Source organism: Nostoc sp., from assembly GCF_036919495.1.
Taxonomy (GTDB): domain Bacteria; phylum Cyanobacteriota; class Cyanobacteriia; order Cyanobacteriales; family Nostocaceae; genus Nostoc.
This window is the reverse complement of sequence record NZ_JBALBZ010000079.1, coordinates 161,090-181,653: the sequence shown is the minus strand read 5'-3', so window position 1 is coordinate 181,653 and position 20,564 is coordinate 161,090. Positions and strand designations below refer to the sequence as shown.

Genomic DNA, 20,564 nt, shown 5'->3' with positions numbered 1-20,564 from the left:
AACTAAAACAGTGCAGTTAACTTTAAAGTCAAATTCCAAAGAGCTAGCACTTGCTGCTGATTCTACCAAAGACCAAGGGATAGAAGCCAAACAAAAAAACTTAATAACTTGGGGCTTAAGCCCCAAGTCTTGCCATGTCACCTTGACAGGGCTACCTTAAACCTTAGACGTGAGAAATCTTGATATTTCTGCATGTGCCAACACAGCAGCAGGTTCGCGCTGGAGAGCGTTGTAATACTTTCTCTCGAAGGTATTGCCCGTCTCTAACGGTATAATCAACGTGCGGACATCAGCAATCAACTTTTCAAAATCCTCCATTGCTATCGGTTCATCTGCTTCGAGCATTTCATCAACTTGCACAACCATCTCGGAAATGCGATGTAGCCAAGCAAATTGTTCATGAGCGATAACTAGCTGAAGTAGTTCTCCGCTTGATACTCGTCCACTAACCTGTTCGTAGGCAATGCGTTCTGTATCCAACAACATCTTATGAAGGTGGAGTAATTTATTTCGTAAATCACGCAGATATTGATGTTGACGTATTCTTTCTGAAAGTGTGTTAGAAGTCAATGTTACCCATCCTTTCGTTACGATAGTCTTGAATGGCTTAAATGATTGCTGCGTCAGTATTCATCACGAATAGACTGTAGCGAACAACTAGTTTGTTCAGTGATACGCTAGCGATGAGGAGCATATCCAATGATGGCGTAGCAAGATCCCCGCAGGTATACGGGAGCGGTACTCAACATACATCGCCACTTCCTCACTGTCTTGTGCAAACAGCATCATTAGCTATCTGCTCAACCTCAGTTCATGTATTCGGTTTCCTTGTTAAGACGCATGACAATCAACATATCTTTTTATAACTGTTGTATCTTATATTTGATTACTCATATATTAGCATAAACTTATAAGAAGTACATAGTCTGGAACCTATCGAGAAAATATCAATTATGGGAAAACTGTCTTAATGTCGCTAGCATACGTAATTCTAGGTCTTCTTCAGCAGCAGGAAATGACGGGCTATGACCTCAAAACGAGCTGCTTTGATCAATGCATTGCCCATTTGTGGCCAGCAGACCAGGCACAAATTTACAGAACTCTCGATAAGCTAGTTGAGCAAGGCTGGATTACCTGTACAATTGAGATTGGGCGCGATCGCCCCAACCGCAAAGTCTACAGCGTAACGGAGCTAGGGAAAGCCGAATTTGCCCGATGGCTTGGGACTCATCAGCTTTTGCCAACTATCCGAGAACCAATGCTAGTCCAGTTGCATTTTGCAGATCAGTTGCCCAATGAAACTATTATTTACCTACTAGAGCAACAATTAGCGGCTCGAAGCAAAAAGCTTGCTGAATGTGAAATCATCGATTTGCCATCACTTGGTGATGAGTCTGCCAACCGTGAGCAAGTAATGCAAAGGCTGGTGCTGGAGTTGGTGATCCGAAGAGAACAGACTTATATTGATTGGTTGAAGATAGCGCTCAATGTTATCAGTCACGAAAAGCCTTACGCATCAAATTATCAGATTCTTTGACACTCCCTAGCACTAAAACGGGAATACCTGTTTCAACCGTTTTCTTTAGGATGATTGGTTATCTTCTGTTTAGATACGTCCACAGGCTTAAAATTATAGTATAGGGCGTTTTCACCAGAACCTTTGCGCTAGCATCTCAAAAAGAGGAAGCCGTTGGCTCTAGCTCGTTTTTGTGTAACTCTGATAAATCAAGGCAATGGTAACAATAGCAGTCAATCCTTATCTCGATCGCAATTTTGCTCCAGTCCGTGAAGAAATCACCACAGACAAATTGCCAGTCATCGGTGAACTACCCCTTGACTTATCGGGGATGTTTGTCCGAAATGGCCCTAACCCTCAATGGAAACCCATCGGTGAATATCATTGGTTTGATGGGGATGGGATGTTACATGGTGTGCAAATTAGCAACGGCGTAGCTACCTATCGTAACCGTTACGTCCAGACAGCCGGATGGAAAAAAGAACGAGTTGCAGGTAAAGCTCTCTGGAGTGGGTTGTTAGAACCACCAAAAAGGGATAATCCTCACGGTGCTTACAAAAATACTGCCAACACTGCTTTAGTGTGGCACGCGGGTCAGATGTTGGCGCTGAATGAGGGGGGTAAACCTCACGCCATCAAGCTTCCTGAATTAGATACTATTGGCGAGTATAGCTATAATGGCAAGCTGGTTTCTGCCTTCACAGCCCATCCCAAAGTAGACCCGGTTACAGGTGAAATGATCTTCTTTGGCTACTCTTTCTTTGCGCCTCCTTACCTGCAATATAGTCTGGTTTCAGCACAAGGCGAACTGTTGTGGACAGTGCCAATTGACCTGCCAATGGGGGTGATGATGCACGATTTCGCCATTACTGAAAACTACACCATTTTTATGGATTTGCCGTTGACTATTAACCCAGAAAGAGCGCAACGGGGAGAACCTGTAATGATGTTTGAGCGCGATCGCTCTAGTCGCTTCGGCATCGTACCACGTCACGGTAACAACAGTAATATTCGATGGTTTGAAAGTCCCTCTTGCTACGTCTTCCATACCCTCAATGCCTACGAAGAGGGAGACGAAGTAGTGCTGATTGCTTGTCGCATGAGTTCTACTACTGTTTTGATTTCTAGTGATTTGCAACCCGACCCAGATGCAGATATTCCCCGCTTGTATAGGTGGCGATTTAACCTTAGCACCGGGACAGTGCGCGAAGAAATGTTGGATGATGTAGTTTCAGAATTTCCCCGCGTCAACGAAAACCTATTGGGGCGACAAAACCGATATGCCTACACTAACAAAATAACGTACACTCCCGTAGCTTTATTTGAAGGTATTATTAAGTACGACTTCAGCAGTGGAAAGTCCCAAATCCACCAACACGGACAGGGACGGTATGGCAGTGAAGCTGTGTTTGTGCCGCGTCCTGGTGCAACGGCTGAGGATGATGGTTGGCTTATGACTTTCGTCCACGATGAGGGTTCAGATACTTCAGAATTAGTAGTGGTGAATGCCCAAGATGTAACTGCTGAACCTGTAGCGCGGGTGATAATTCCTCAACGAGTGCCTTATGGATTTCATGGTACCTGGGTTGCAGGGGAATAAGTCGATCATTTCGCTTTTACGTCAGCAATTATTATAAAAAGACCTCTCCCTGGTTCTGCTACGCAAAACCTGTCCCTCTCCGAGTCGGAGAGGGACAGACTTGAACTTTAGTTGAAAGCAGGGAGAGGTTAGTGGAACTCACGTTTAGGTTTTTCCTGATACCCTCCAGCGTAGTCAATTACACAAATTGTTCTATATAATTTGTGAGTTCCATAAGCAACACCAGACACTTTAAAAGCGCCGTTAAAAATGTTTGTTCTATGACCGCGATCGCGCACACCATCATCAATAATTAACTGCATGACGATATCTTGGGCGGTGTTTGGGCCATAGCTGATATTTTCGCCTGCGGTTGTTTGCCATCTACCATAGCGGTTGATGCGATTAAAGGGGTTGCTACCATCGCTACCATCATGACCTAGAGCACCTTTTGGGCCTTGGTCTTTAACATGGTCTTTTGCTCCTAAAGACATACCCTTTGATGCACTCAACGCCCCTACAGGACGTGCTGATTTCAAAAATGCGATCGCTTCATCAACTGCTTTGACTCCTTCTTGAGTTTGCAAATAGCTATTATTAGAAGTTTTGACTCGGTTCCCCTCAAAGCGCTTTCTATAGTTTGCCAAAATCGGGAGATATGACTTAGGATTTGTTCGTACCTTATTTGTTTCAACAATTACCTGTTGTTCTAGTGGTGAAAGATAACTCGCCTTTGCTAATAAAGTTGGACTGCTAGGTTTAACTACTGCTGGGTTAGAGTTTGCCACAGATGGGTTAGATTGCAACAGTTTATTTGAGCAACCGAATATCAGGGCTACTGGCAAAAGTACCCAAAATTTAATGCGATGCATTCATTACCTCACAATTTTTTCTAAGGATTAATTTAGTGAATTAGAAGAAATAATAATTTTCAACACACACAGAAGTTTGTAGACGCTTCTTTATTCAGAATTGTCAAACATCAGAATCTTGGATCATTCCTCTAGCAAGAACGGAAATGAGTTGATCAATAGTATAGATAATGCTGGGATCGTCTTTGTTCCTTGAGTGTTAAAAAAGGCTTACTTAATACTTGTTGTAACCTAGCTAACACTGAAACGTAAAGCACAAAAAAATTTTTAATTTATTATGCCTGCTTTGTAAGTACAATAATTCAGAACCTTAGATATTTGTCGCCACTCCCCAAGTGCGATTATTTATCCCTATACCCATCAGCGTAATCAATTACACAAATTGTTCTATATACTTTGTGAGTTCCATAAGCAACACCAGACACTTTAAAAGCGCCATTAAAAATGTTGTTTCGATGACTGCGATCGCGCACACTATCATCAATAATTAATTGCATGACGATATCTTGAGCAGTGTTATAGCCATAAATGATATTTTCGCCTGCGGTTGTTTGCCATCTACCATAGCGGTTGATGCGAGTAAAAGGGGTACTACCATCGCTACCATCATGACCTGTAGCACCTTTTGTCCCTTGGTCTTTAACATGGTCTTTTGCTCCTAAAGACATACCCTTAGATGGACTCAATGCTCCCACAGGAGGTGCTGATTTCAAAAATGCGATCGCCTCATCAACTGCTTTGACTCCTTCTTGAGTTTGCCAATAAGTATTATTAGAAACGTTTACTAGGTTTCCCTCAAAGCGCTTTCTATAGTTTTCTAAAATCGGGAGATATGACTTAGGATTTGTTCGTACCTTATTTGTTTCAACAATTACCTCTTGTTCCAACGATGAAAGGTAACTCACTTTTGATAAAGTCGGACTAGTTTGTGGAACTACTGCTGGGTTAGAGTAGGCTACAGACCGATTAGATTGAAACAGTTGGTCTGAGCAGCCAAATATCAACCCAATTGGCAAAAATACCCAAAATTTAAGGCGACGCATCCATTACCTCACAATTTTCTGTGGATTAATAGTTTGAGTGAATTAGACAAAATAAATCTGCAAACCCTTCTGTGGCATCTTGTAACCTCGATAACACTAAAATGTAAATAACAACAAAAATTTTTTCATTTTCTGATGCCTGCTTGCAAATTTACACTTTCAAAAACCAGCGTTGCCGATACATCAGAACACCAACAGCCCACCACAACAACACGGTGACTATGGCAAATAGCAGGGAACCATTCAAAACTCCCGCCCAAGATGCGAAAAAATTCTGGTAAATCCAATTGTAGGTACTGGGAGCGTCTTTACCTGTACCAATAGTGGTTTTCACTAAGATTTTAATCAATAAAACAGATGGAACGAAAAGTGAGATCGCATTTAAGCCCATAATTTCAAAAGGTTTACTCCAGCGACGTATCAGCCGTACTTCAATGAGTTCATAACAAGCGGCTAGCAACAGTAACGCCCAACCTGTTGTAAATACTACATAAGAACTTGTCCACAGCTTTTTGTTAATGGGGAATGTCCACCCCCACGCCCAACCGATAATTAAACAACCAACTCCAAATAATGCTAACCCGATACTTGTGCGTGACTGTACAGGTTGACTGCGTATCCATTGACCGGTGAAGTAGCCAGCGAGGACACTTACTATCGCAGGAATAGTACTGAACAGTCCCTCTGGATCTCCCATAAAGTTGAAACCATCACCTTTATATAGATGTGCTTTAGGAATAATCAAACGGTCAATATAAGCGCCAAAATTACCTTCCCGTGTCAAAACTCCCGCGCCATATTCTGGCACTGGTACGTACATCATTATTAGCCAGTAGCCGATAAGTAAAACAGCGGCCAGTATCCATTGACCTTTACGCGGGAGGTTGAGAACTATTAAGGAAGCCAGCAGATAGGTAATGCTAATGCGCTGCAACACTCCCATAATGCGGATACTACTCAAGTCAAAAGTCCAAACACCTTGATTCCAAAAGCCATTTAGTAGTAATCCCAAGGCAAAGAGAATTGCAGCGCGGCGTAAGATGCGCCAGTAAACAGTTGAGGTTGGTTTGTTATCTTCGGTGTATTTTGACAGCGAGAAAGTCATTGCTACACCAACAATAAAGAGAAAGAAAGGAAATACCAAATCAGTTGGTGTGCAACCGTGCCAATCGGCGTGTGCTAAGAGAGGATATACATCATCTGCGACTCCCGCCATATTGACGAGAATCATCGCAGCGATGGTAATGCCGCGAAAAATATCCAGTGAAGTCAGGCGCATAAGCGGAATTTTCTGTTACATAAGTATCTAAATACAGCATTTCATTAATTCGTAGCGAATTAAATTTGACAATGCCAATGCATCGACTAACAATGCCAACGCATCGACTGACAATGCCAACGCATCGACTGACAATGCCAACGCATCGACTGACAATGCCAACGCATCGGCTGACAATGCCAATGCATCGACTAACAATGCCAATGCGTCCCTTTGCATTAAAAACGCTACGATTTTACGCAAAGCTGTACTAAGCTACCCCGCTTAATGCAAGTAATCAACCAAAATTTATAAACTTAGATACAAGGTAAAATTTTGTTAAATAATTACCACAACTCGCTATGCCAATAAAAGTTGGAGATACTGCTCCTAATTTCACTTTACCTGCTCAAAACGGCTCAACAATTAGCCTTCAAGATTTTCGCGGCAAAAATGTTGTCCTATATTTTTATCCCAAGGATGACACACCCGGATGTACTGCTGAATCCTGCGCCTTTCGCGATCAGTATGAAGTGTTTAAAAGTGCTGGCGCTGAAATTGTCGGCGTGAGTGCTGATTCCACCGAATCTCACCAAAAATTTGCTGCGAAATACAATCTACCTTTTACGCTGTTAACTGACAAAGGCGACCAAGTACGGAAGCTATATGGCGCAACAGCAGCCTTTGGCTTATTCCCTGGTCGCGTTACTTACGTTATTGACCAACAAGGAGTTGTGCAATACGTCTTTGATTCAATGTTTAACTTTAAAGGTCATGTTGAGGAAGCATTCAAAACTTTGCAACAGATTGCAAAATGAGGGAATGGGGAATGGGAATGAGGAGTTAGGAGTTATTTCTCCCTCATCTCCCTCATCTCCCTACTCCCTACTCCCTATTTAGAATGCAACTTTTCCGGCATGACAATATTAGCGTGGGTTGCCTTACCATTTTTGCCGTTAGTATGACCGTTACCATTGCGGGGATGGATCACACCATAACCGCCGTGGTTGCGTTCGTAAATTACATTAATCTCTCCAGTTTCAGAATTGCGGAACATATAAAAGTCGTGTCCTACGAGTTGCAGTTGTTCTAGGGCTTCTGCAAGAGTCATCGGCGGCATAGAAAAATATTTGGTGCGGACGACTTCGTTAGGTAATTCGGGGGTGCGATCGCCAATTAAATCTGTAACTACCGATTCTACAACAACAACTTCTTCTGGTTGGGACTGAGTTTTATGGTCTTGACGCCGTTCTTTGTATTTCCGCAGTTGACGGGCAATTTTATCTGCAACTAAGTCAATGCTGGCATAGAGGTTTTCGCTGCTTTCCTCTGCACGGATAACGCTACCGTTAGCATAAATAGTTACTTCAGCCGCTTGTCTTGTATTAATTCGAGGATTACGGGCTACGCTAAGATGCACATCTACTTCATTTGTAATGCTCTGGAAGTGACTAACTGCTTTTTCAATCTTTTGATGTACATATTCCCGAATCGCATCGGTGATTTCAATATTTTTGCCGTGGATGACAAGCTTCATGTAAACTCTCCCACTGAATATTTAATGTGTGAATTTGCTTTGTATGAAAAGAAATTGCGGTAAGGTCTATTACTCCCGCCAAAACAAATTGTGAACTCTTTTTATGTACTGCTGGTAAGCTTTTCTAAACTTACTGCATCTAGGTTTTTGCTCATTATACCCTTGATTTTCTTCCTCATCTCTGCGCTGATATCCAATTGGGATCGCCACATAGAATTCTTTGGTGAGGAAAATTTAGCAGTAGCTCCTGTAACTGTCTTCTGTGTTAAAACAACATTTACAGAACGGTTGATAGTTGCTCCTTCTGTGTTCGGTTGAAGTTTGCTTGCTGTTGTTCAATAATATCAAGTCTTTGTGGAAATTTGATTCTGTTTGAAATGCAAACAACATTATGAGAATCATCAGCCATTACATTCGTTTTTATCTGGCATGATGCTTATTGCAGAGAATTCCTCCTAAAACCTATCGAGGTTGTATATTCAAGCTAGCACTTTGTATTTTCTAATTCATGTTCCCTTGACTTTCCTTTAAAATCCTTTGCAAATCTTGACATTTTTTGACTCCAATCCTGTAATTTGAAATATATTTTGCCCTTAATGCAGTTGACTTTTGGCATAATCCATAGTATGAGAACACACAAAAACCGTTGTTTGCTATATAATCAAGGATTAATGCCTTACTTAGAAGCTCATGGATGGCAGCGATCGCTCCTGACTGAGCGTATCCATAATCCCAGTCTAGACGACGTGTTAATTTTGCTAGAACATCCACCGGTCTACACTCTGGGACAAGGAAGCAACTCAGATTTTCTCAAATTTGATATTGATAAAGGTCAATATGATGTGCATCGAGTTGAACGGGGCGGCGAGGTTACTTACCATTGTCCTGGTCAATTGGTGGGGTATCCAATTTTAAATCTGCAACGTTATCGTAAAGACCTCCATTGGTACTTACGCGAACTCGAAGAAGTCATAATTCGCGTATTGGCAGTTTATGGGTTGCAGGGAGAAAGAATTCCGGCTTTTACTGGCGTTTGGTTACAAGGGCGAAAAGTTGCGGCTATTGGGATTAAAGTCAGTCGTTGGATTACTATGCACGGCTTTGCATTAAATGTTTGTCCAGACATGACAGGCTTTGAGCGCATTGTACCCTGCGGTATTTCTGATAGACCTGTAGGCAGTTTAGCCGAATGGATTCCAGGTATCACCTGCGAAGAAGTGCGTTTTTATATAGCACAGTCCTTTGCTGAAGTCTTCGGTGTGGAATTAGTCGAGTCAGTTCCTCAATAATAATTAACTAAGTTTTATTTTGGTTATTAGACTCCTTAGAAACATGATTATGTTTGTTTCAGCGATAACGAATTATTTTCGTTAGAGGTCACGTTTAATTAACGAAGGTCACGAACATAGCATACAGGTTCAGCACCTCCAGTTCTTACGTATGCTGACCTATCCCCGCATAAATCCCCTGTTTGGTCTAAATTATAAGGACAATAACAATAACCTTCAAATGTATACGGCTTATGAACAGGCGTATAAGGATTTATCTCTCTGTGCCTAGTGGATGAGTTTCTAGAATTAATAACCGTAACAAAGATAAAAATCCCCACAATCCAAGGGAGTTTTTTCATAACTTTTTGAATAGTTTTTCACTGCTATAATTTATTAAACTTTTATCTCATTATTTATCATCTCTGTTCGCAAATAACTCCAAACAATACACCAGGGTGAATTCCTTCCCACTTTGGATTAACAGAGACTATTGCCAAAACTTCACCATTACTTAAATAAAGTTGAGGTGGGTATTGTGCGCGGGGATTGTAGGCACTAAAGTCTGAATAGCGGCTGCCATAATCACCGTAACTATTGTGTATACTCAACTCTTCATACTTACTGCCATAAGTATCGTAGGGATTGCAGATTGACTTTTCATCATAACGATTACTGGAGACAATACCTAAAAACTTTCCTGTTTGAGGATTACCTAAGAAAGCATTGCCATCTAAATCAGATAAACTTTGAGCTTTGCTAGGTGTTGTTACACCACCAATAAGACCTAAGGTTAATGCTAAAACTAAAGCTGTTTGTTTCGGTTGCATGATAAGAGTTAGATTGTAGGTTGATACTCCTGGATAAACAAGCAGTAGCTTGTGCATCTTACCTAACATCTTGTCCTGCTCATAGTAATTGTGGCTTCCGAATTAATACCGTTCTTCTGACAAGCTTTCCTGAAGTTATAAAAACTTGATGGGTTTCCACAAGTTATGCAAATTCAAATTAATTTCTAAAGTGTGCAAGGTTTACTATTAACACTGTGACTACAACAGTCTAAGCTAGAATATAATTATTTACAAACCATTAGACTAATTTTTACGGCTGTCAACCACAACTTTGCGCGTGAATTACTCAAATAATCTCCAGGTATATCCCCCATCTTTAACGTCTTTGAGAGAACGTGATTGGACAGCTTTGATAGAACTATTTGATAGAGATGACGTTGATGAAATTGAAGCCGATATTCACAGAAGTTTGTTTTGGCTGATACCTGAACCTTGTTGGGAAGATGATCCCTTTGATTTCTTGCGTGAGTATCTTTGAATAGCGGGGAGTGGGGAGTGGGCAGTGGGGAGGCAGAAATAAGCAATGCCCAATTACGAATTACGAATTACGAATTACGAATTACGAATTATTTGAAGGCGACTGAGGAAAAGACGTAGGCGATCGCTTTGGGGATTGGTCAGCAGTTCATAGGCTGGGCCTTGTTCTGTCACAATACCGTTGTCTAAAAATATCACCTGATGGGCTACTTCTTTTGCAAATTGCATTTCATGGGTGACAACTACCATTGTCATCCCTTCAGATGCCAATTGTTGCATCACTTGCAAAACTTCGCCGACGAGTTCAGGATCTAAGGCGCTGGTGGGTTCGTCAAATAACATGATTTGGGGATTCATACATAAACTACGAGCGATGGCTACTCGTTGCTTTTGTCCCCCAGAAAGTTGTTCGGGATAAGCCGAGGCTTTTTCAGATAAGCCAACTTTTTCGAGATATAACCTTGCTAGTTGGGCGCTTTCCTTCGGTGTTTTTCCCAAGACTTTCTGAGGTGCAAGTGTCATATTTTCTAAGACGCTCAGATGGGGAAACAGGTTGAACTGTTGAAAAACCATACCTACTTGTGTTCGTAGTTGCCGCACTTGGCTATAGTTGAGAGTGGGCCTAGATAAGTTAATTCCGTTGATGATTAAACGCCCTTTATCAATTGTTTCTAGGCGGTTGAAGCAGCGTAGTAGGGTACTTTTACCACAGCCGGAGGAACCAATAACTGCAACGACTTCTCCCCGGTTAATTTCGCCGGTGATTCCTTTAAGAACTTTGAGGGAACCAAAGTTTTTTTCGATATTGTCAAAAATAATGGCGGGGATGGTATTGTTCATTACTTGTGTCAAACTACTCTACAGTTGATTGTAAGGTTTTAAGGTAGACGTGCAGCAGTCCTAAAAAACGCCTCAGAATTAATTTTGAGGCTAATAGCTAAAGTCTTCAAAAGAAGACTAAGTAAGGGTTTTAGTCTACTTCCAGTAGACTTAAGCTAGAAGCCTGTGAAATTTATTTCTTGACGGGAGATTGAACAGCTGCAAGATGTAACTTAAACGAACCGCCAAGACGCCAAGAGCGCAGAGAGGGAGAGAAAATAATATGGTTAAATTTGGTTTTGTGCGCTGGTGTGTGGTTGTAGGTTTTAGCTGTTTGTTACTAGCTGGCTGTGCTGTGAACTCTAGCGCGGGTAAAACTCTGCAAGTTGCTACTGATCCGACGTTTCCACCTTTTGAGTTTCAAAGACAAAGTGGTGAGTTACAAGGTTTTTCTATTGATGTGATGAATGCGATCGCAGTTGCTGCTAACTTTAAATTCAATTTTAAAAGTCTGCCTTTTGATGGCATAATCTCAGCTTTAGGAGCCAAAACGGTAGATGCGGCGATTAGTTCCATCACGATTACAGAGGAGAGGGCAAAGACTATTTCTTTTTCCCGTCCTTATTTTAAATCTGGGTTAGCGATCGCGATTCGTGTAGACAATCAAGATATTACTGGTTTTGACAGTCTCAAAAATAAAAAAATTGCTGTACAAATTGGTACAACTGGGGCTATAAAGGCTAAAAGTATTCCTGGGGTGCAAATTCGCAGCTTTGATTCTGCGCCCATAGCTTTGCAAGAATTGCTCAATGGCAATGTGGATGCAGTAATTAATGATGCACCTATGACTGTATATGCCATTAATACGGGCAATCTTCAGGGAATTAAAATAGTCCAAAAATTGCTGACGGAGGAGTTTTATGGAATTGCTACACCAAAAAACTCGCCGAATTTGGCATTGATAAATGATGGCTTGGATAAGGTGCTGAAAAATGGCACTTATTCTCAAATTTACCAGAAATGGTTTAAAGTCGAACCGCCATCACTACCAGCTAAATCACTATTTGAGAATCAAACTAACACTAACACGCCTAAAATATTTACCTCATTTGGCGTGATTTTACAAGCTTTTCCAACTTTATTACAAGGTGCATTGGTAACCTTGCAATTGACGATACTTTCTGTAGTGTTTGGTTTAATTGGGGGTTCCCTGATTGGTATTATCCGCCTTTCTCATATTGCACCTGTGCGTTGGCTAGCGAGGGCGTATGTAGATTTTTTCCGGGGAACACCATTGTTGGTGCAAATTTTTATGATTTACTTTGGATTACCTGCAATTTTGCAAGAACTTGGTTTGACATTTAGTTTTGATCGCCTAACTGCTGGGGTAATTGCTTTAAGTTTGAATAGTGCCGCATACATTGCCGAAGTTGTTCGTGCGGGTATTCAATCAATTGAACCAGGACAAGCAGAAGCTGCACAGTCATTAGGTTTGAGTTCTGTACAAACAATGAGTTATATAATTTTTCCCCAGGCTTTTCGACGAATGATTCCACCTTTAGGTAATGAATTTATTAGTTTGTTGAAAGATACAAGCTTAGTTGCAGTGATTGGTTTTGAAGAATTGTTTCGCAAAGGACAACTAATTGTCGCCGATAACTATCGCGCTTTTGAAATTTACGCGGCTGTGGCGTTGGTTTATTTATGTTTGACTTTACTTTCTTCACAAGCATTTAGTCGGTTAGAAGTGTGGATGAATCCAGTGAAACGGCACAGAAAGTACGATACTTAATAATTTTTGAGTGATGTTATGATTTATCCATTTCACATAGTCGTAAAAACCTAATCTCATGAGGATTTACTGGTTCCCATGATGAATATTTTCTACTGAGAAATAATCTGCGATCGCTTGTAAATCACTATTAGCTTTTTCTATGATAGAGCCATGATAATTAAGATCCTTAATTAGTAGGACTTACGCAAAAATCGTCCAAAAGCTTAATTTGTCGAACCGCCATCGCGCTTCGCGTCTCGCAGAGAAGACGCCATCTCTACGAGAGGCTTCCGCCAACGCGCAGCGTCTCGTTAGAGAAGAACGCCAAAAATTCGTAGAGTGTGCGTAAGTCCTATTAATGTATTAAGTTGGGTTGACGCTTGAAATAATCTTGCTGAAAAACGGGAAGACTATGGTTACTCTCTAATGGAGAAATTTCCATGAAAGCCCTCAACAGCAAAATTCTCAAAAAATCTCTGCTTAACTCTTTGATTTTGCCTTTTTCTATAGTGCCCTGGCTGTGTGTGGGAACGCTTTTTGATTCTCAAGCCAATGCTTTACCAGGGCAAAGTACAGAGGAAGTAGGCACTTGGATTAAAGCACATCCCACACTCCGCCCCAGGAGTGGGGAACAATTATTTGTGCAAAAGACTGATACAGCTGCTCAACGATTCACTTTTCAAGCATCGGTATTGCCTCCCGGTAGGGTAGAGTTTACCAAAGATCGTGGCACAATTCGGACTGAGCGCATTGCCATGTATGATGCCATTAATGGCATGACATTTACGCGTCTCCAAGAATCTTTGCGGGTGATTTATGGTTTAGAGATTTATCAAGATTACGATCGCGCCCAAGTCGTGTACCAGTATCCCAACGAAAACGTAGTTAACTCAGCGCGTTTTGCCAAAACTCCAATTCGGGAAGCTTTAAAGGGAGAATTACGAGTAGGCGATCGCTATGTATACTGGGTAGAAATTGCCCAACCCAAGACTGGCAAAGCTTTTACTGGTCAAATGACGATTTTGCTCAAAACTGATCTAGACAAGTTAGAAAGGGAACTCCAAATTCGATAATGGGCATCGGGCAGAAGTTCTTTAATTTTTAATTTTTAATTGATTTCTCCCCTGCTCCCTCATCCCTTCTCATTTAAAGATGACTGAATTTTCTACAACTTCCCCAACCCTATAGGAGCAAGAGTTTGCCATGTACCCGAAAAGATACTTTCAGATGCTAAGGAAATTCGTAGTAAATCTTCCTTTAGTAGTGGCGGCCAATCAACCCCGGCTTTACGCCCTGCGGCAAACAGCTGTTGCGCCTTAATGCTTAACTGAAAAAGGGTTAAAGCCAGCTCTCGGTCTAGGCTCTTTGCATCTTTGAGGGCTTCAAACACCACTTTCAATGCCAACAAAATCGAGGTGATCTGACCGGGTACCGGTGGTTTTCCCTGTTTCATACGCGTCAACAGCGCATCTGGGTTTTCCTCGGTTGTGCTTGTCTGATCTATGAGGAGTTTCCGAGCTGTTTCGTAATTCATGTAGCCAGTTTAGCGTACATTCTGCTTCAGCAGGAATACCTAATTAAAAAGTCATTAAACTGGCTTTTGGTTATTTATAGCAATCTCTTTTGACATCCACCTCGCCGTAAACGGCAGGGATTCCTAATACTCACGGATTAGGTTTCTGCAACATCGTATTCCTTTAGGACTGCAACACAATGTTGTCCTAAACTTTGGAGTCCGCATACTAAGAAAAGGTCTTGGCGTTTTTTTTGATTGGTGCTAGGAGGAGGATGCACTTTCTGTTGATAGCAGCATTCAATACTGCTAACAGTATGTGTTTGCTAATATTATACAGCAGTTTTCGTTTTTCACGACAGCAAACTAGCAGAATTGACATCCAAAAATAACGTCGCTTGGGATTGTTGACGGAGAATAGAAGCAGGACAGTCTGTACTTATAGCTCCTTGCAACATCTGTTTTACCACATTTGCTTTACGTGTTTCGGGAGCTAGACAGATAATTTTTTTTGCTGAACAAATCGTCGGGATGGTGACAGTAAAAGCATATTGTGGGACATTTTCTAGATTCGGAAACTGACCTGTGCTTACTTGTTGCTGACGGTTCACTGTATCCAGTTTTGCAAGTTTTACGCTGTAAGGATCTTGGAAATTCGCTACTGCTGGATCGTTAAAAGCCAAATGTCCATTTTCGCCGACACCAAGACAGCATAAGTCAATTGGTTGTGCAAGGAGTAGTTTAGTGTAGCGATCGCACTCTGCTACTGGTTGCAATGTATCACCTTCTATATAGTGAAATTCTTTAGGAACAACCCGCTTCTCTACACGTTCTCGCATATAGCGCCGGAAACTAGCAGAATGGTCAGCCGTAATTCCCAAATATTCATCTAGATGGAACAGAATAATCCGTGACCAATCTATACCACCCAATGCAATCAAAGCATCAAGAAATTTGAGTTGGGAGTTACCTGTTGCTAACAATACAGCAGTTGTATCCTGAAGATTAAGAACTTGCTGTAAATGCTTTTGGGCGATTTCGGCAACATCTTGAGCCATTTCGACTTCAGAGTTGTAAATCTGCACTAGTAAATCATCAACGCGAAAAAAGTTTGTAGCGGCTAGCATTTTGCTTACACAGAAGGTTATCAATTATACGGTAGTTACTTGAGAAGCTCTACCTGTCTGTCTTGACATCGCTTATCCAATATAGATTTTAGGATTTAGCAGATTAATTTATAGCTTTTTGCGCTGTATAAAGGCAAAAAAACAATGTAAACTATTTAAATTAAGTTAACAATTATTTACATTTTAACCAAAAATCATGCTGGCTGCAATTCTCTTTGACCTAGACGGCACTATTGTCAACACTGACCCCATACACTACCGAGCTTGGCGGGAAATGCTGTTAAATTACAGCATAGAAATTGACGAAACATTTTATAAATCCCGAATTAGTGGGCGGCTAAATCCAGAAATTGTTAAGGATATTCTGCCACAATTATCAACAGCAGAAGGGCAAAAATTTGCAGACGAAAAAGAGGCGTTTTTCCGCAAACTCGCCCCGCATCTAAAACCGTTAAGTGGATTTTCTGAACTACTAGCATGGACACAGACACATCAGTTAAAGCGGGCATTAGTAACTAATGCCCCTAGATTAAATGCAGAATTTATGCTAGAGGTTTTGGGAATCAAAGAAGCTTTTCATACAATTGTTGTAGCAGATGATTGTATTGCAGGTAAACCCGATCCTGCACCCTATCAAGTCGCCCTGAGTAACTTGGGGATTACAGCAGAGGAAGCGATCGCTTTAGAAGACTCTCCCTCTGGTATTCGGGCGGCGGTGGGCGCAGATATCCGCACTATTGGCATCGCCTCCACCCACGATCCCCAAGTATTGCAGGAAGTCGGCGCATTTATGGCAATTCCAGATTTTACTGATTTGCAGTTGTGGACATTGCTCAACTCACTCATTGAACCAGATTTGAGTGCGATCGCTTCTAACTTATAAGCACAAAATCTTAGAACATCAAGAGTAGAGACGCGAATTTGCTAACCCGTCTCTATTTATTTTTCCGCGAGAATTGCGTAAATTTCCCGTTTAACTTGCTCTAGAAGCTCACGCACCCGATTTATCCGCTCCATATTGCCACTACGAGCAACCTGCACCACAACAGCAGCTAATTCTGTTGCAGCATTCCGCAACTCAATAAACTCTTGAGGCTTACCTGTTACGAAACTTTTGAAGGCATCCCAAGGAGTGTCTGAAGTTTCCTGTTGGGCGCGTTCTGCCAATAATTGTCTACCTTCATCGGTAATCGTGTAAATCCGCTTGCCACCTTCCTGGGCGCTCTTGAGATAACTACCTTCCTCCAGCAATTGGAGTGTTGGATATACTGAGCCAGGACTGAGGCGACGGAAACCACCATAGCGAGTTTCCGCATCTTTAATTAGGTCGTAACCATGACTAGGATGCTCGGATAACAATTCCAGCAGGATGAACTTGATGTCACCCCGACGAGTCCGATGTTCATCTCCCCAACCACGACCAAACATTTCATTGCCAAAGTGTTTGTCATGATCTCTACCATGATGCTTGCCATGCCCAAACCATGACCTGACAAGCAATGAATCGTCTTCGTTAACTCCTGCCCATGCAGGTGCGCCAAAGCGTGACCGAAAGTGTCTAAACATAAATGAATCTCAAATCAACTTTCTCTACTATACGATATATCGGAATATATCGCGATATATCGGAATAGAATTTTGATGAAGATTTATGAAGTAAAACTGTGCCAACACCACAAGCGATGGCTGCGACGGGCTGTGCTAATGCAAAGCTAGTCGAAACTGATGAAGACTCAGGAATTCAAATAGCTACGAGGTTGCACTTGTTGCACAAAAGACTCTACCCATTGTAAATATTGTGAACCGGCAACTACTGCTGTATCGTTATGATCTGCTCCTGGAACCAGCAATAGTTGCTTTGGTTGGGGAGCAGCAGCATAGAGTTTTTGGCTCATGAAAGAGGGTACAGTCGAATCAGCAGCGCCATGAATGAATAAAACTGGCATTTTTAGCTTTGGCAATTTTTTAATGGAATCAAAGCGCTGTGTCAAGATTAAATCCACAGGAAACATCCAAAACATGTTTCGATAAGTGATTAAATCGCGGATGGATGTAAAAGAGCTTTCCACGATTAAACCAGCAGCTTGTGGGTGTTTCACTGCCAAGTCGATGCCTATTGCACCCCCAAGAGAATGCCCATAAAGAAAAATTTGGCTGGGTGGAATCTCTTGTTGCTGCACCAAGTAATTCCAAGCTGTGGCTGCATCTTCATAAACCCGCTTTTCATTGGGAAACATACCCTCGCTGCGACCATAACCCCGATAATCAATCAGCAATACCGAAAACCCTAGCTGATGAAACCGATTCGCATGAGCTATATTTGCGCCAATATTGATACCATTCCCGTGTAAGTATAGCAACACCTTAGCATTGGGTTGTTTGGCTTCTATCCACCAACCGTGAATATGTTCTACCTTGCCTGTTTTAGGCACAGATAACCAAACCTCTTCGTAAGGGAGATTAAAAAACTCTGGTGTCTTTTCAATGACAGCAGAGGGAAAGAAAATGAAGCGAGGTTGCTTAATAAAAAGAAATAGACAGATGGCACAGTAAGCGATGCCTACGGCAACCTGAAGCAGGAACGCTGCAATTATCCCGCTCCAGAGTAGCAATTGCAAAAATACTTGTATAAATTGCAGTTTATTAACTTTCATACCTTAAGTTTTTAATAAATATGAAGTGTCTATATTAACAATATATTTACTTAGTATAAGCAGCTATAGCATTTTCCAATCTAGATTTCAACCATTCTTAAAAAATTTCTCCTAAAAATCAATTATCCAGTAAAAATACGTATGCGTATTTAGGGCTTCTAACTATATGAATAGTAGAATTAGCCCATACAGGAGAAGACAGTGACGCTCTTAAACCAAGCTCAAGTAGAGCAGCTAAAAGAAATAACTACACACTTGCGACAAGTAAGACAACAAAAATCTATATGTATAGAACAAATAGCTGCAAGAACACTCATCAGAGCAGGTGTTTTGCAAGCTTTAGAAGAAGAACGATTTGAAGAATTGCCTGAGCCTATTTTTATTCAAGGATTCATCCGTCGCTATGGAGATGCTTTAGGACTGGATGGAAATGCTTTATCACATACTCTTATAAGCAATGTAGTCTGTCAAGACTTGAAGAATAATCAGAATAATTCAGGCAACAAATCAAATACGTATATACCTCTTATTGTTACCTATATTCTCTTATTAGTAGCTGCATCTGTTGGTCTTTTACATACACTTAATCCACCACAAATTACATCTGAATTCCCGACTCCAGAAGTCAATAGTCAACAGTCAATGGTTAGTAATAAGTGAGTGGGGAGTGGGGAGTGGAGGGCAGGGGGCAGGGGGCAGGGGGCAGGGAGAGAAAGAATAACAAATGACAAATGCCATTTTCAAGATATTTGCGGTTTACGCAGATGCCAAGTAGTGGATTGCTCATAAGCGTAAGCTACTTGAAACAGTAGGTCTTCTCGCAGGACATTGCCAATTAGCTGTAATCCTATCGGTAGCCCCTGATCATCAAAACCACATGGCAAACTTAAACTAGGTAAACCAGCAAGATTCACAGGAATAGTCATCAAGTCAGTTAAATACATGCTCAAGGGGTCAGTAGTTTTTTCCCCTGCTTTAAATGCTGTAGTGGGGGATGTGGGACAAACTAACACATCAACTAAGCCAAAAGCCTTTTCAAAATCTCGCTTAATCAGGGTGCGGACTTTTTGCGCTTTCAGGTAGTAAGCATCGTAATAGCCAGCCGAAAGTGCGTAAGTACCGATCATAATCCGGCGTTTGACTTCTGTACCAAAACCAGTAGCACGGGTACGAGTGTACATCGATAGCAGATTATCGGCATCAGGGGCGCGATAACCATATTTAACGCCATCGTAACGAGCTAGGTTTGCTGACGCTTCAGATGGGGCGATGATGTAGTAGGTGGGTAAGCCGTAGCGAAAGGTAGGACAGGAAATTATATGAATTTCCGCTCCCAATCTTTGTAGTTGATCTACTGCTTTGGTAACAGCTTGTTCCACTACGGAGTCTAAACCTTCACCAAAAGTTTCTTTGATAATCCCAATTTTTAGCTGACCTCTGGGTTTGAAGTCTGGTTTTAAGCTGGCGGCGTAGTTGGGAATGGCAACTTTGAGGCTGGTAGAGTCTTTGGGATCGTAACCTGCGATCGCATTTAATAATATTGCCGCATCTTCTACTGTGTTTCCAAATGGCCCAATTTGATCCAAAGACGAAGCGTAAGCCACCAAACCATAACGAGAAACCAAACCATAAGTGGGTTTCATCCCCACCACACCGCAAAAAGATGCAGGTTGCCGAATAGAACCGCCAGTATCAGAACCAAGAGCAACGACACATTCTTGAGCTGCCACCGCCGCCGCAGAACCCCCCGAAGAACCACCTGGAACTCGTGATAAATCCCAAGGATTAGCTGTGACTTGGTAGGCAGAGTTTTCTGTGGAACTACCCATTGCAAACTCATCCAAGTTGGTTTTGCCTACCATTACCGCGCCAGCATCTGCCAGTTTTTGCGTCGCTGTTGATTCATAAGGCGGCACGAAATTTTCCAAAATCCGGGAGGCGCAGGTGGTAGGAATGCCCTTAGTACATAAATTGTCCTTAATCCCAACAGGAATGCCTGCTAGCAGCCCAATTTCTTCTCCCGCAGCGATTTTCGCATCCACAGCACCTGCCTGCTCTAATGCCCGTTCTGCGGTGATACATAAAAAGCTGTGCAATTTCGGCTCTAACGCTTGAATGCGCTCTAAAGCTTCTTGGGTAATTTCAACGGCAGAACGTTCTTTCTTAACCAGCTGTTGGTGCAACTCGCGGATGGATGCCATGATTGCTCTCTTTGTGACTCAAGTCATTGATTTTAGTACATATTGGTCGAGATTGGGTATGGGGTATAAGAGGCA

The 20,564-nt window shown here is 41.8% G+C and carries 24 protein-coding genes; 11 read left to right on the top strand and 13 right to left on the bottom strand.

Annotated elements, in window-relative coordinates; all coding sequences use genetic code 11:
- The first annotated feature begins 10 nt into the window (after window positions 1-10).
- Window positions 11-160 carry a hypothetical protein gene (locus V7K25_RS11395; protein WP_335157897.1) on the top strand — a complete coding sequence of 50 codons (150 nt, stop codon included), beginning with the start codon at window positions 11-13 and terminating at the stop codon, window positions 158-160.
- Here the strand turns inward: V7K25_RS11395 and V7K25_RS11390 are convergent.
- On the bottom strand, window positions 157-570 hold the full coding sequence (locus tag V7K25_RS11390) for a hypothetical protein (protein WP_335157895.1): 414 nt from the start codon (window positions 568-570) through the stop codon (window positions 157-159). The genes V7K25_RS11395 and V7K25_RS11390 overlap by 4 nt on opposite strands.
- A gap of 400 nt (window positions 571-970) precedes the next feature.
- Here V7K25_RS11390 and V7K25_RS11385 point away from each other — a divergent pair, with 400 nt between their 5' ends.
- Both V7K25_RS11385 and V7K25_RS11380 read left to right on the top strand, forming a co-directional pair.
- Window positions 971-1,537, top strand: a complete 567-nt coding sequence (locus V7K25_RS11385) for a PadR family transcriptional regulator (RefSeq protein WP_335157893.1) — start codon at window positions 971-973, stop codon at window positions 1,535-1,537.
- A 196-nt stretch (window positions 1,538-1,733) separates the two neighbouring features.
- Window positions 1,734-3,116, top strand: coding sequence for a carotenoid oxygenase family protein (locus V7K25_RS11380; protein ID WP_335157891.1), 1,383 nt, complete (start codon window positions 1,734-1,736; stop codon window positions 3,114-3,116).
- A gap of 128 nt (window positions 3,117-3,244) precedes the next feature.
- On the opposite strand, the gene V7K25_RS11375 is transcribed toward V7K25_RS11380, so the two are convergent.
- The 4 genes from V7K25_RS11375 to V7K25_RS11360 form a co-directional block, all read right to left on the bottom strand.
- On the bottom strand, window positions 3,245-3,967 hold the full coding sequence (locus V7K25_RS11375; protein ID WP_335157889.1) for a CAP domain-containing protein: 723 nt from the start codon (window positions 3,965-3,967) through the stop codon (window positions 3,245-3,247).
- 341 nt (window positions 3,968-4,308) lie between these two features.
- A complete protein-coding gene (locus V7K25_RS11370; RefSeq protein WP_335157887.1) occupies window positions 4,309-5,010 on the bottom strand; it encodes a CAP domain-containing protein in 702 nt (233 codons plus the stop codon).
- Between the two features lie 151 nt (window positions 5,011-5,161).
- Window positions 5,162-6,289 (bottom strand): acyltransferase family protein, encoded by a 1,128-nt coding sequence (locus tag V7K25_RS11365; RefSeq protein WP_335157885.1) that lies wholly within the window; start codon window positions 6,287-6,289, stop codon window positions 5,162-5,164.
- 27 nt (window positions 6,290-6,316) lie between these two features.
- A complete protein-coding gene (locus V7K25_RS11360) occupies window positions 6,317-6,508 on the bottom strand; it encodes a hypothetical protein (RefSeq protein ID WP_335157883.1) in 192 nt (63 codons plus the stop codon).
- Between the two features lie 122 nt (window positions 6,509-6,630).
- On the opposite strand from V7K25_RS11360, the gene V7K25_RS11355 reads away from it, so the two are divergent.
- Complete coding sequence (locus tag V7K25_RS11355; RefSeq protein WP_335157881.1) at window positions 6,631-7,086, top strand: peroxiredoxin; 456 nt, start codon at window positions 6,631-6,633, stop codon at window positions 7,084-7,086.
- 74 nt (window positions 7,087-7,160) lie between these two features.
- Here the strand turns inward: V7K25_RS11355 and hpf are convergent, their stop codons facing one another.
- Window positions 7,161-7,805: a ribosome hibernation-promoting factor, HPF/YfiA family gene (gene hpf / locus V7K25_RS11350; RefSeq protein ID WP_335157879.1), complete on the bottom strand. Its 645-nt coding sequence runs from the start codon at window positions 7,803-7,805 to the stop codon at window positions 7,161-7,163.
- 90 nt (window positions 7,806-7,895) lie between these two features.
- Here hpf and V7K25_RS11345 point away from each other — a divergent pair, with 90 nt between their 5' ends.
- Together V7K25_RS11345 and lipB are read left to right on the top strand one after the other, a co-directional pair.
- On the top strand, window positions 7,896-8,123 hold the full coding sequence (locus V7K25_RS11345) for a hypothetical protein (protein WP_335157877.1): 228 nt from the start codon (window positions 7,896-7,898) through the stop codon (window positions 8,121-8,123).
- Window positions 8,124-8,431: 308 nt separating this feature from the next.
- The gene (gene lipB / locus V7K25_RS11340) at window positions 8,432-9,094 is read left to right on the top strand and encodes a lipoyl(octanoyl) transferase LipB (RefSeq protein ID WP_335157875.1); all 663 of its coding nucleotides are present in this window, start codon (window positions 8,432-8,434) and stop codon (window positions 9,092-9,094) included.
- Between the two features lie 398 nt (window positions 9,095-9,492).
- Here the strand turns inward: lipB and V7K25_RS11335 are convergent, their stop codons facing one another.
- Entirely contained in the window at window positions 9,493-9,903 is a 411-nt protein-coding gene (locus V7K25_RS11335) for a hypothetical protein (RefSeq protein WP_335157873.1), read from the bottom strand.
- Between the two features lie 298 nt (window positions 9,904-10,201).
- Between V7K25_RS11335 and V7K25_RS11330 the strand changes: the two genes are divergently transcribed.
- Window positions 10,202-10,402, top strand: coding sequence for a hypothetical protein (locus V7K25_RS11330; RefSeq protein WP_335157872.1), 201 nt, complete (start codon window positions 10,202-10,204; stop codon window positions 10,400-10,402).
- A 74-nt stretch (window positions 10,403-10,476) separates the two neighbouring features.
- On the opposite strand, the gene V7K25_RS11325 is transcribed toward V7K25_RS11330, so the two are convergent.
- Entirely contained in the window at window positions 10,477-11,241 is a 765-nt protein-coding gene (locus V7K25_RS11325) for an amino acid ABC transporter ATP-binding protein (RefSeq protein ID WP_335157871.1), read from the bottom strand.
- Between the two features lie 262 nt (window positions 11,242-11,503).
- Between V7K25_RS11325 and V7K25_RS11320 the strand changes: the two genes are divergently transcribed.
- On the top strand, window positions 11,504-13,012 hold the full coding sequence (locus V7K25_RS11320; protein ID WP_335157869.1) for an ABC transporter permease subunit: 1,509 nt from the start codon (window positions 11,504-11,506) through the stop codon (window positions 13,010-13,012).
- 443 nt (window positions 13,013-13,455) lie between these two features.
- Window positions 13,456-14,067 carry a hypothetical protein gene (locus tag V7K25_RS11315; protein ID WP_335157929.1) on the top strand — a complete coding sequence of 204 codons (612 nt, stop codon included), beginning with the start codon at window positions 13,456-13,458 and terminating at the stop codon, window positions 14,065-14,067.
- Between the two features lie 92 nt (window positions 14,068-14,159).
- Here V7K25_RS11315 and V7K25_RS11310 read toward each other — a convergent pair whose 3' ends face one another.
- Together V7K25_RS11310 and V7K25_RS11305 are read right to left on the bottom strand one after the other, a co-directional pair.
- Window positions 14,160-14,528, bottom strand: a complete 369-nt coding sequence (locus V7K25_RS11310) for a Dethiobiotin synthetase (protein ID WP_109008224.1) — start codon at window positions 14,526-14,528, stop codon at window positions 14,160-14,162.
- A gap of 332 nt (window positions 14,529-14,860) precedes the next feature.
- Window positions 14,861-15,634 (bottom strand): glucosamine-6-phosphate deaminase, encoded by a 774-nt coding sequence (locus V7K25_RS11305; protein ID WP_335157867.1) that lies wholly within the window; start codon window positions 15,632-15,634, stop codon window positions 14,861-14,863.
- A gap of 196 nt (window positions 15,635-15,830) precedes the next feature.
- Between V7K25_RS11305 and V7K25_RS11300 the strand changes: the two genes are divergently transcribed.
- The gene (locus tag V7K25_RS11300; protein WP_335157865.1) at window positions 15,831-16,517 is read left to right on the top strand and encodes an HAD family hydrolase; all 687 of its coding nucleotides are present in this window, start codon (window positions 15,831-15,833) and stop codon (window positions 16,515-16,517) included.
- Between the two features lie 56 nt (window positions 16,518-16,573).
- Here V7K25_RS11300 and V7K25_RS11295 read toward each other — a convergent pair whose 3' ends face one another.
- Together V7K25_RS11295 and V7K25_RS11290 are read right to left on the bottom strand one after the other, a co-directional pair.
- Window positions 16,574-17,200 carry a PadR family transcriptional regulator gene (locus V7K25_RS11295; RefSeq protein ID WP_335157863.1) on the bottom strand — a complete coding sequence of 209 codons (627 nt, stop codon included), beginning with the start codon at window positions 17,198-17,200 and terminating at the stop codon, window positions 16,574-16,576.
- Window positions 17,201-17,367: 167 nt separating this feature from the next.
- On the bottom strand, window positions 17,368-18,288 hold the full coding sequence (locus tag V7K25_RS11290; protein WP_335157861.1) for an alpha/beta hydrolase: 921 nt from the start codon (window positions 18,286-18,288) through the stop codon (window positions 17,368-17,370).
- 201 nt (window positions 18,289-18,489) lie between these two features.
- Here V7K25_RS11290 and V7K25_RS11285 point away from each other — a divergent pair, with 201 nt between their 5' ends.
- Complete coding sequence (locus V7K25_RS11285) at window positions 18,490-18,948, top strand: helix-turn-helix domain-containing protein (RefSeq protein ID WP_335157859.1); 459 nt, start codon at window positions 18,490-18,492, stop codon at window positions 18,946-18,948.
- A gap of 80 nt (window positions 18,949-19,028) precedes the next feature.
- Here the strand turns inward: V7K25_RS11285 and gatA are convergent, their stop codons facing one another.
- Window positions 19,029-20,489, bottom strand: coding sequence for an Asp-tRNA(Asn)/Glu-tRNA(Gln) amidotransferase subunit GatA (gene gatA / locus V7K25_RS11280; protein WP_335157857.1), 1,461 nt, complete (start codon window positions 20,487-20,489; stop codon window positions 19,029-19,031).
- Window positions 20,490-20,564 lie beyond the last annotated feature (75 nt).

Excerpts from the sequence above, each read along its gene's own strand:
- V7K25_RS11385 (WP_335157893.1), top strand. The coding sequence starts at position 971 with ATGTCGCTAGCATACGTAATTCTAGGTCTTCTTCAGCAGCAGGAAATG.
- V7K25_RS11380 (WP_335157891.1), top strand. The coding sequence starts at position 1,734 with ATGGTAACAATAGCAGTCAATCCTTATCTCGATCGCAATTTTGCTCCA.
- V7K25_RS11375 (WP_335157889.1), bottom strand. The coding sequence starts at position 3,967 with ATGCATCGCATTAAATTTTGGGTACTTTTGCCAGTAGCCCTGATATTC.
- V7K25_RS11370 (WP_335157887.1), bottom strand. The coding sequence starts at position 5,010 with ATGCGTCGCCTTAAATTTTGGGTATTTTTGCCAATTGGGTTGATATTT.
- V7K25_RS11365 (WP_335157885.1), bottom strand. The coding sequence starts at position 6,289 with ATGCGCCTGACTTCACTGGATATTTTTCGCGGCATTACCATCGCTGCG.
- V7K25_RS11360 (WP_335157883.1), bottom strand. The coding sequence starts at position 6,508 with ATGCAAAGGGACGCATTGGCATTGTTAGTCGATGCATTGGCATTGTCA.
- V7K25_RS11355 (WP_335157881.1), top strand. The coding sequence starts at position 6,631 with ATGCCAATAAAAGTTGGAGATACTGCTCCTAATTTCACTTTACCTGCT.
- hpf (WP_335157879.1), bottom strand. The coding sequence starts at position 7,805 with ATGAAGCTTGTCATCCACGGCAAAAATATTGAAATCACCGATGCGATT.
- lipB (WP_335157875.1), top strand. The coding sequence starts at position 8,432 with ATGAGAACACACAAAAACCGTTGTTTGCTATATAATCAAGGATTAATG.
- V7K25_RS11335 (WP_335157873.1), bottom strand. The coding sequence starts at position 9,903 with ATGCAACCGAAACAAACAGCTTTAGTTTTAGCATTAACCTTAGGTCTT.
- V7K25_RS11325 (WP_335157871.1), bottom strand. The coding sequence starts at position 11,241 with ATGAACAATACCATCCCCGCCATTATTTTTGACAATATCGAAAAAAAC.
- V7K25_RS11320 (WP_335157869.1), top strand. The coding sequence starts at position 11,504 with ATGGTTAAATTTGGTTTTGTGCGCTGGTGTGTGGTTGTAGGTTTTAGC.
- V7K25_RS11310 (WP_109008224.1), bottom strand. The coding sequence starts at position 14,528 with ATGAATTACGAAACAGCTCGGAAACTCCTCATAGATCAGACAAGCACA.
- V7K25_RS11305 (WP_335157867.1), bottom strand. The coding sequence starts at position 15,634 with ATGCTAGCCGCTACAAACTTTTTTCGCGTTGATGATTTACTAGTGCAG.
- V7K25_RS11300 (WP_335157865.1), top strand. The coding sequence starts at position 15,831 with ATGCTGGCTGCAATTCTCTTTGACCTAGACGGCACTATTGTCAACACT.
- V7K25_RS11295 (WP_335157863.1), bottom strand. The coding sequence starts at position 17,200 with ATGTTTAGACACTTTCGGTCACGCTTTGGCGCACCTGCATGGGCAGGA.
- V7K25_RS11290 (WP_335157861.1), bottom strand. The coding sequence starts at position 18,288 with ATGAAAGTTAATAAACTGCAATTTATACAAGTATTTTTGCAATTGCTA.
- gatA (WP_335157857.1), bottom strand. The coding sequence starts at position 20,489 with ATGGCATCCATCCGCGAGTTGCACCAACAGCTGGTTAAGAAAGAACGT.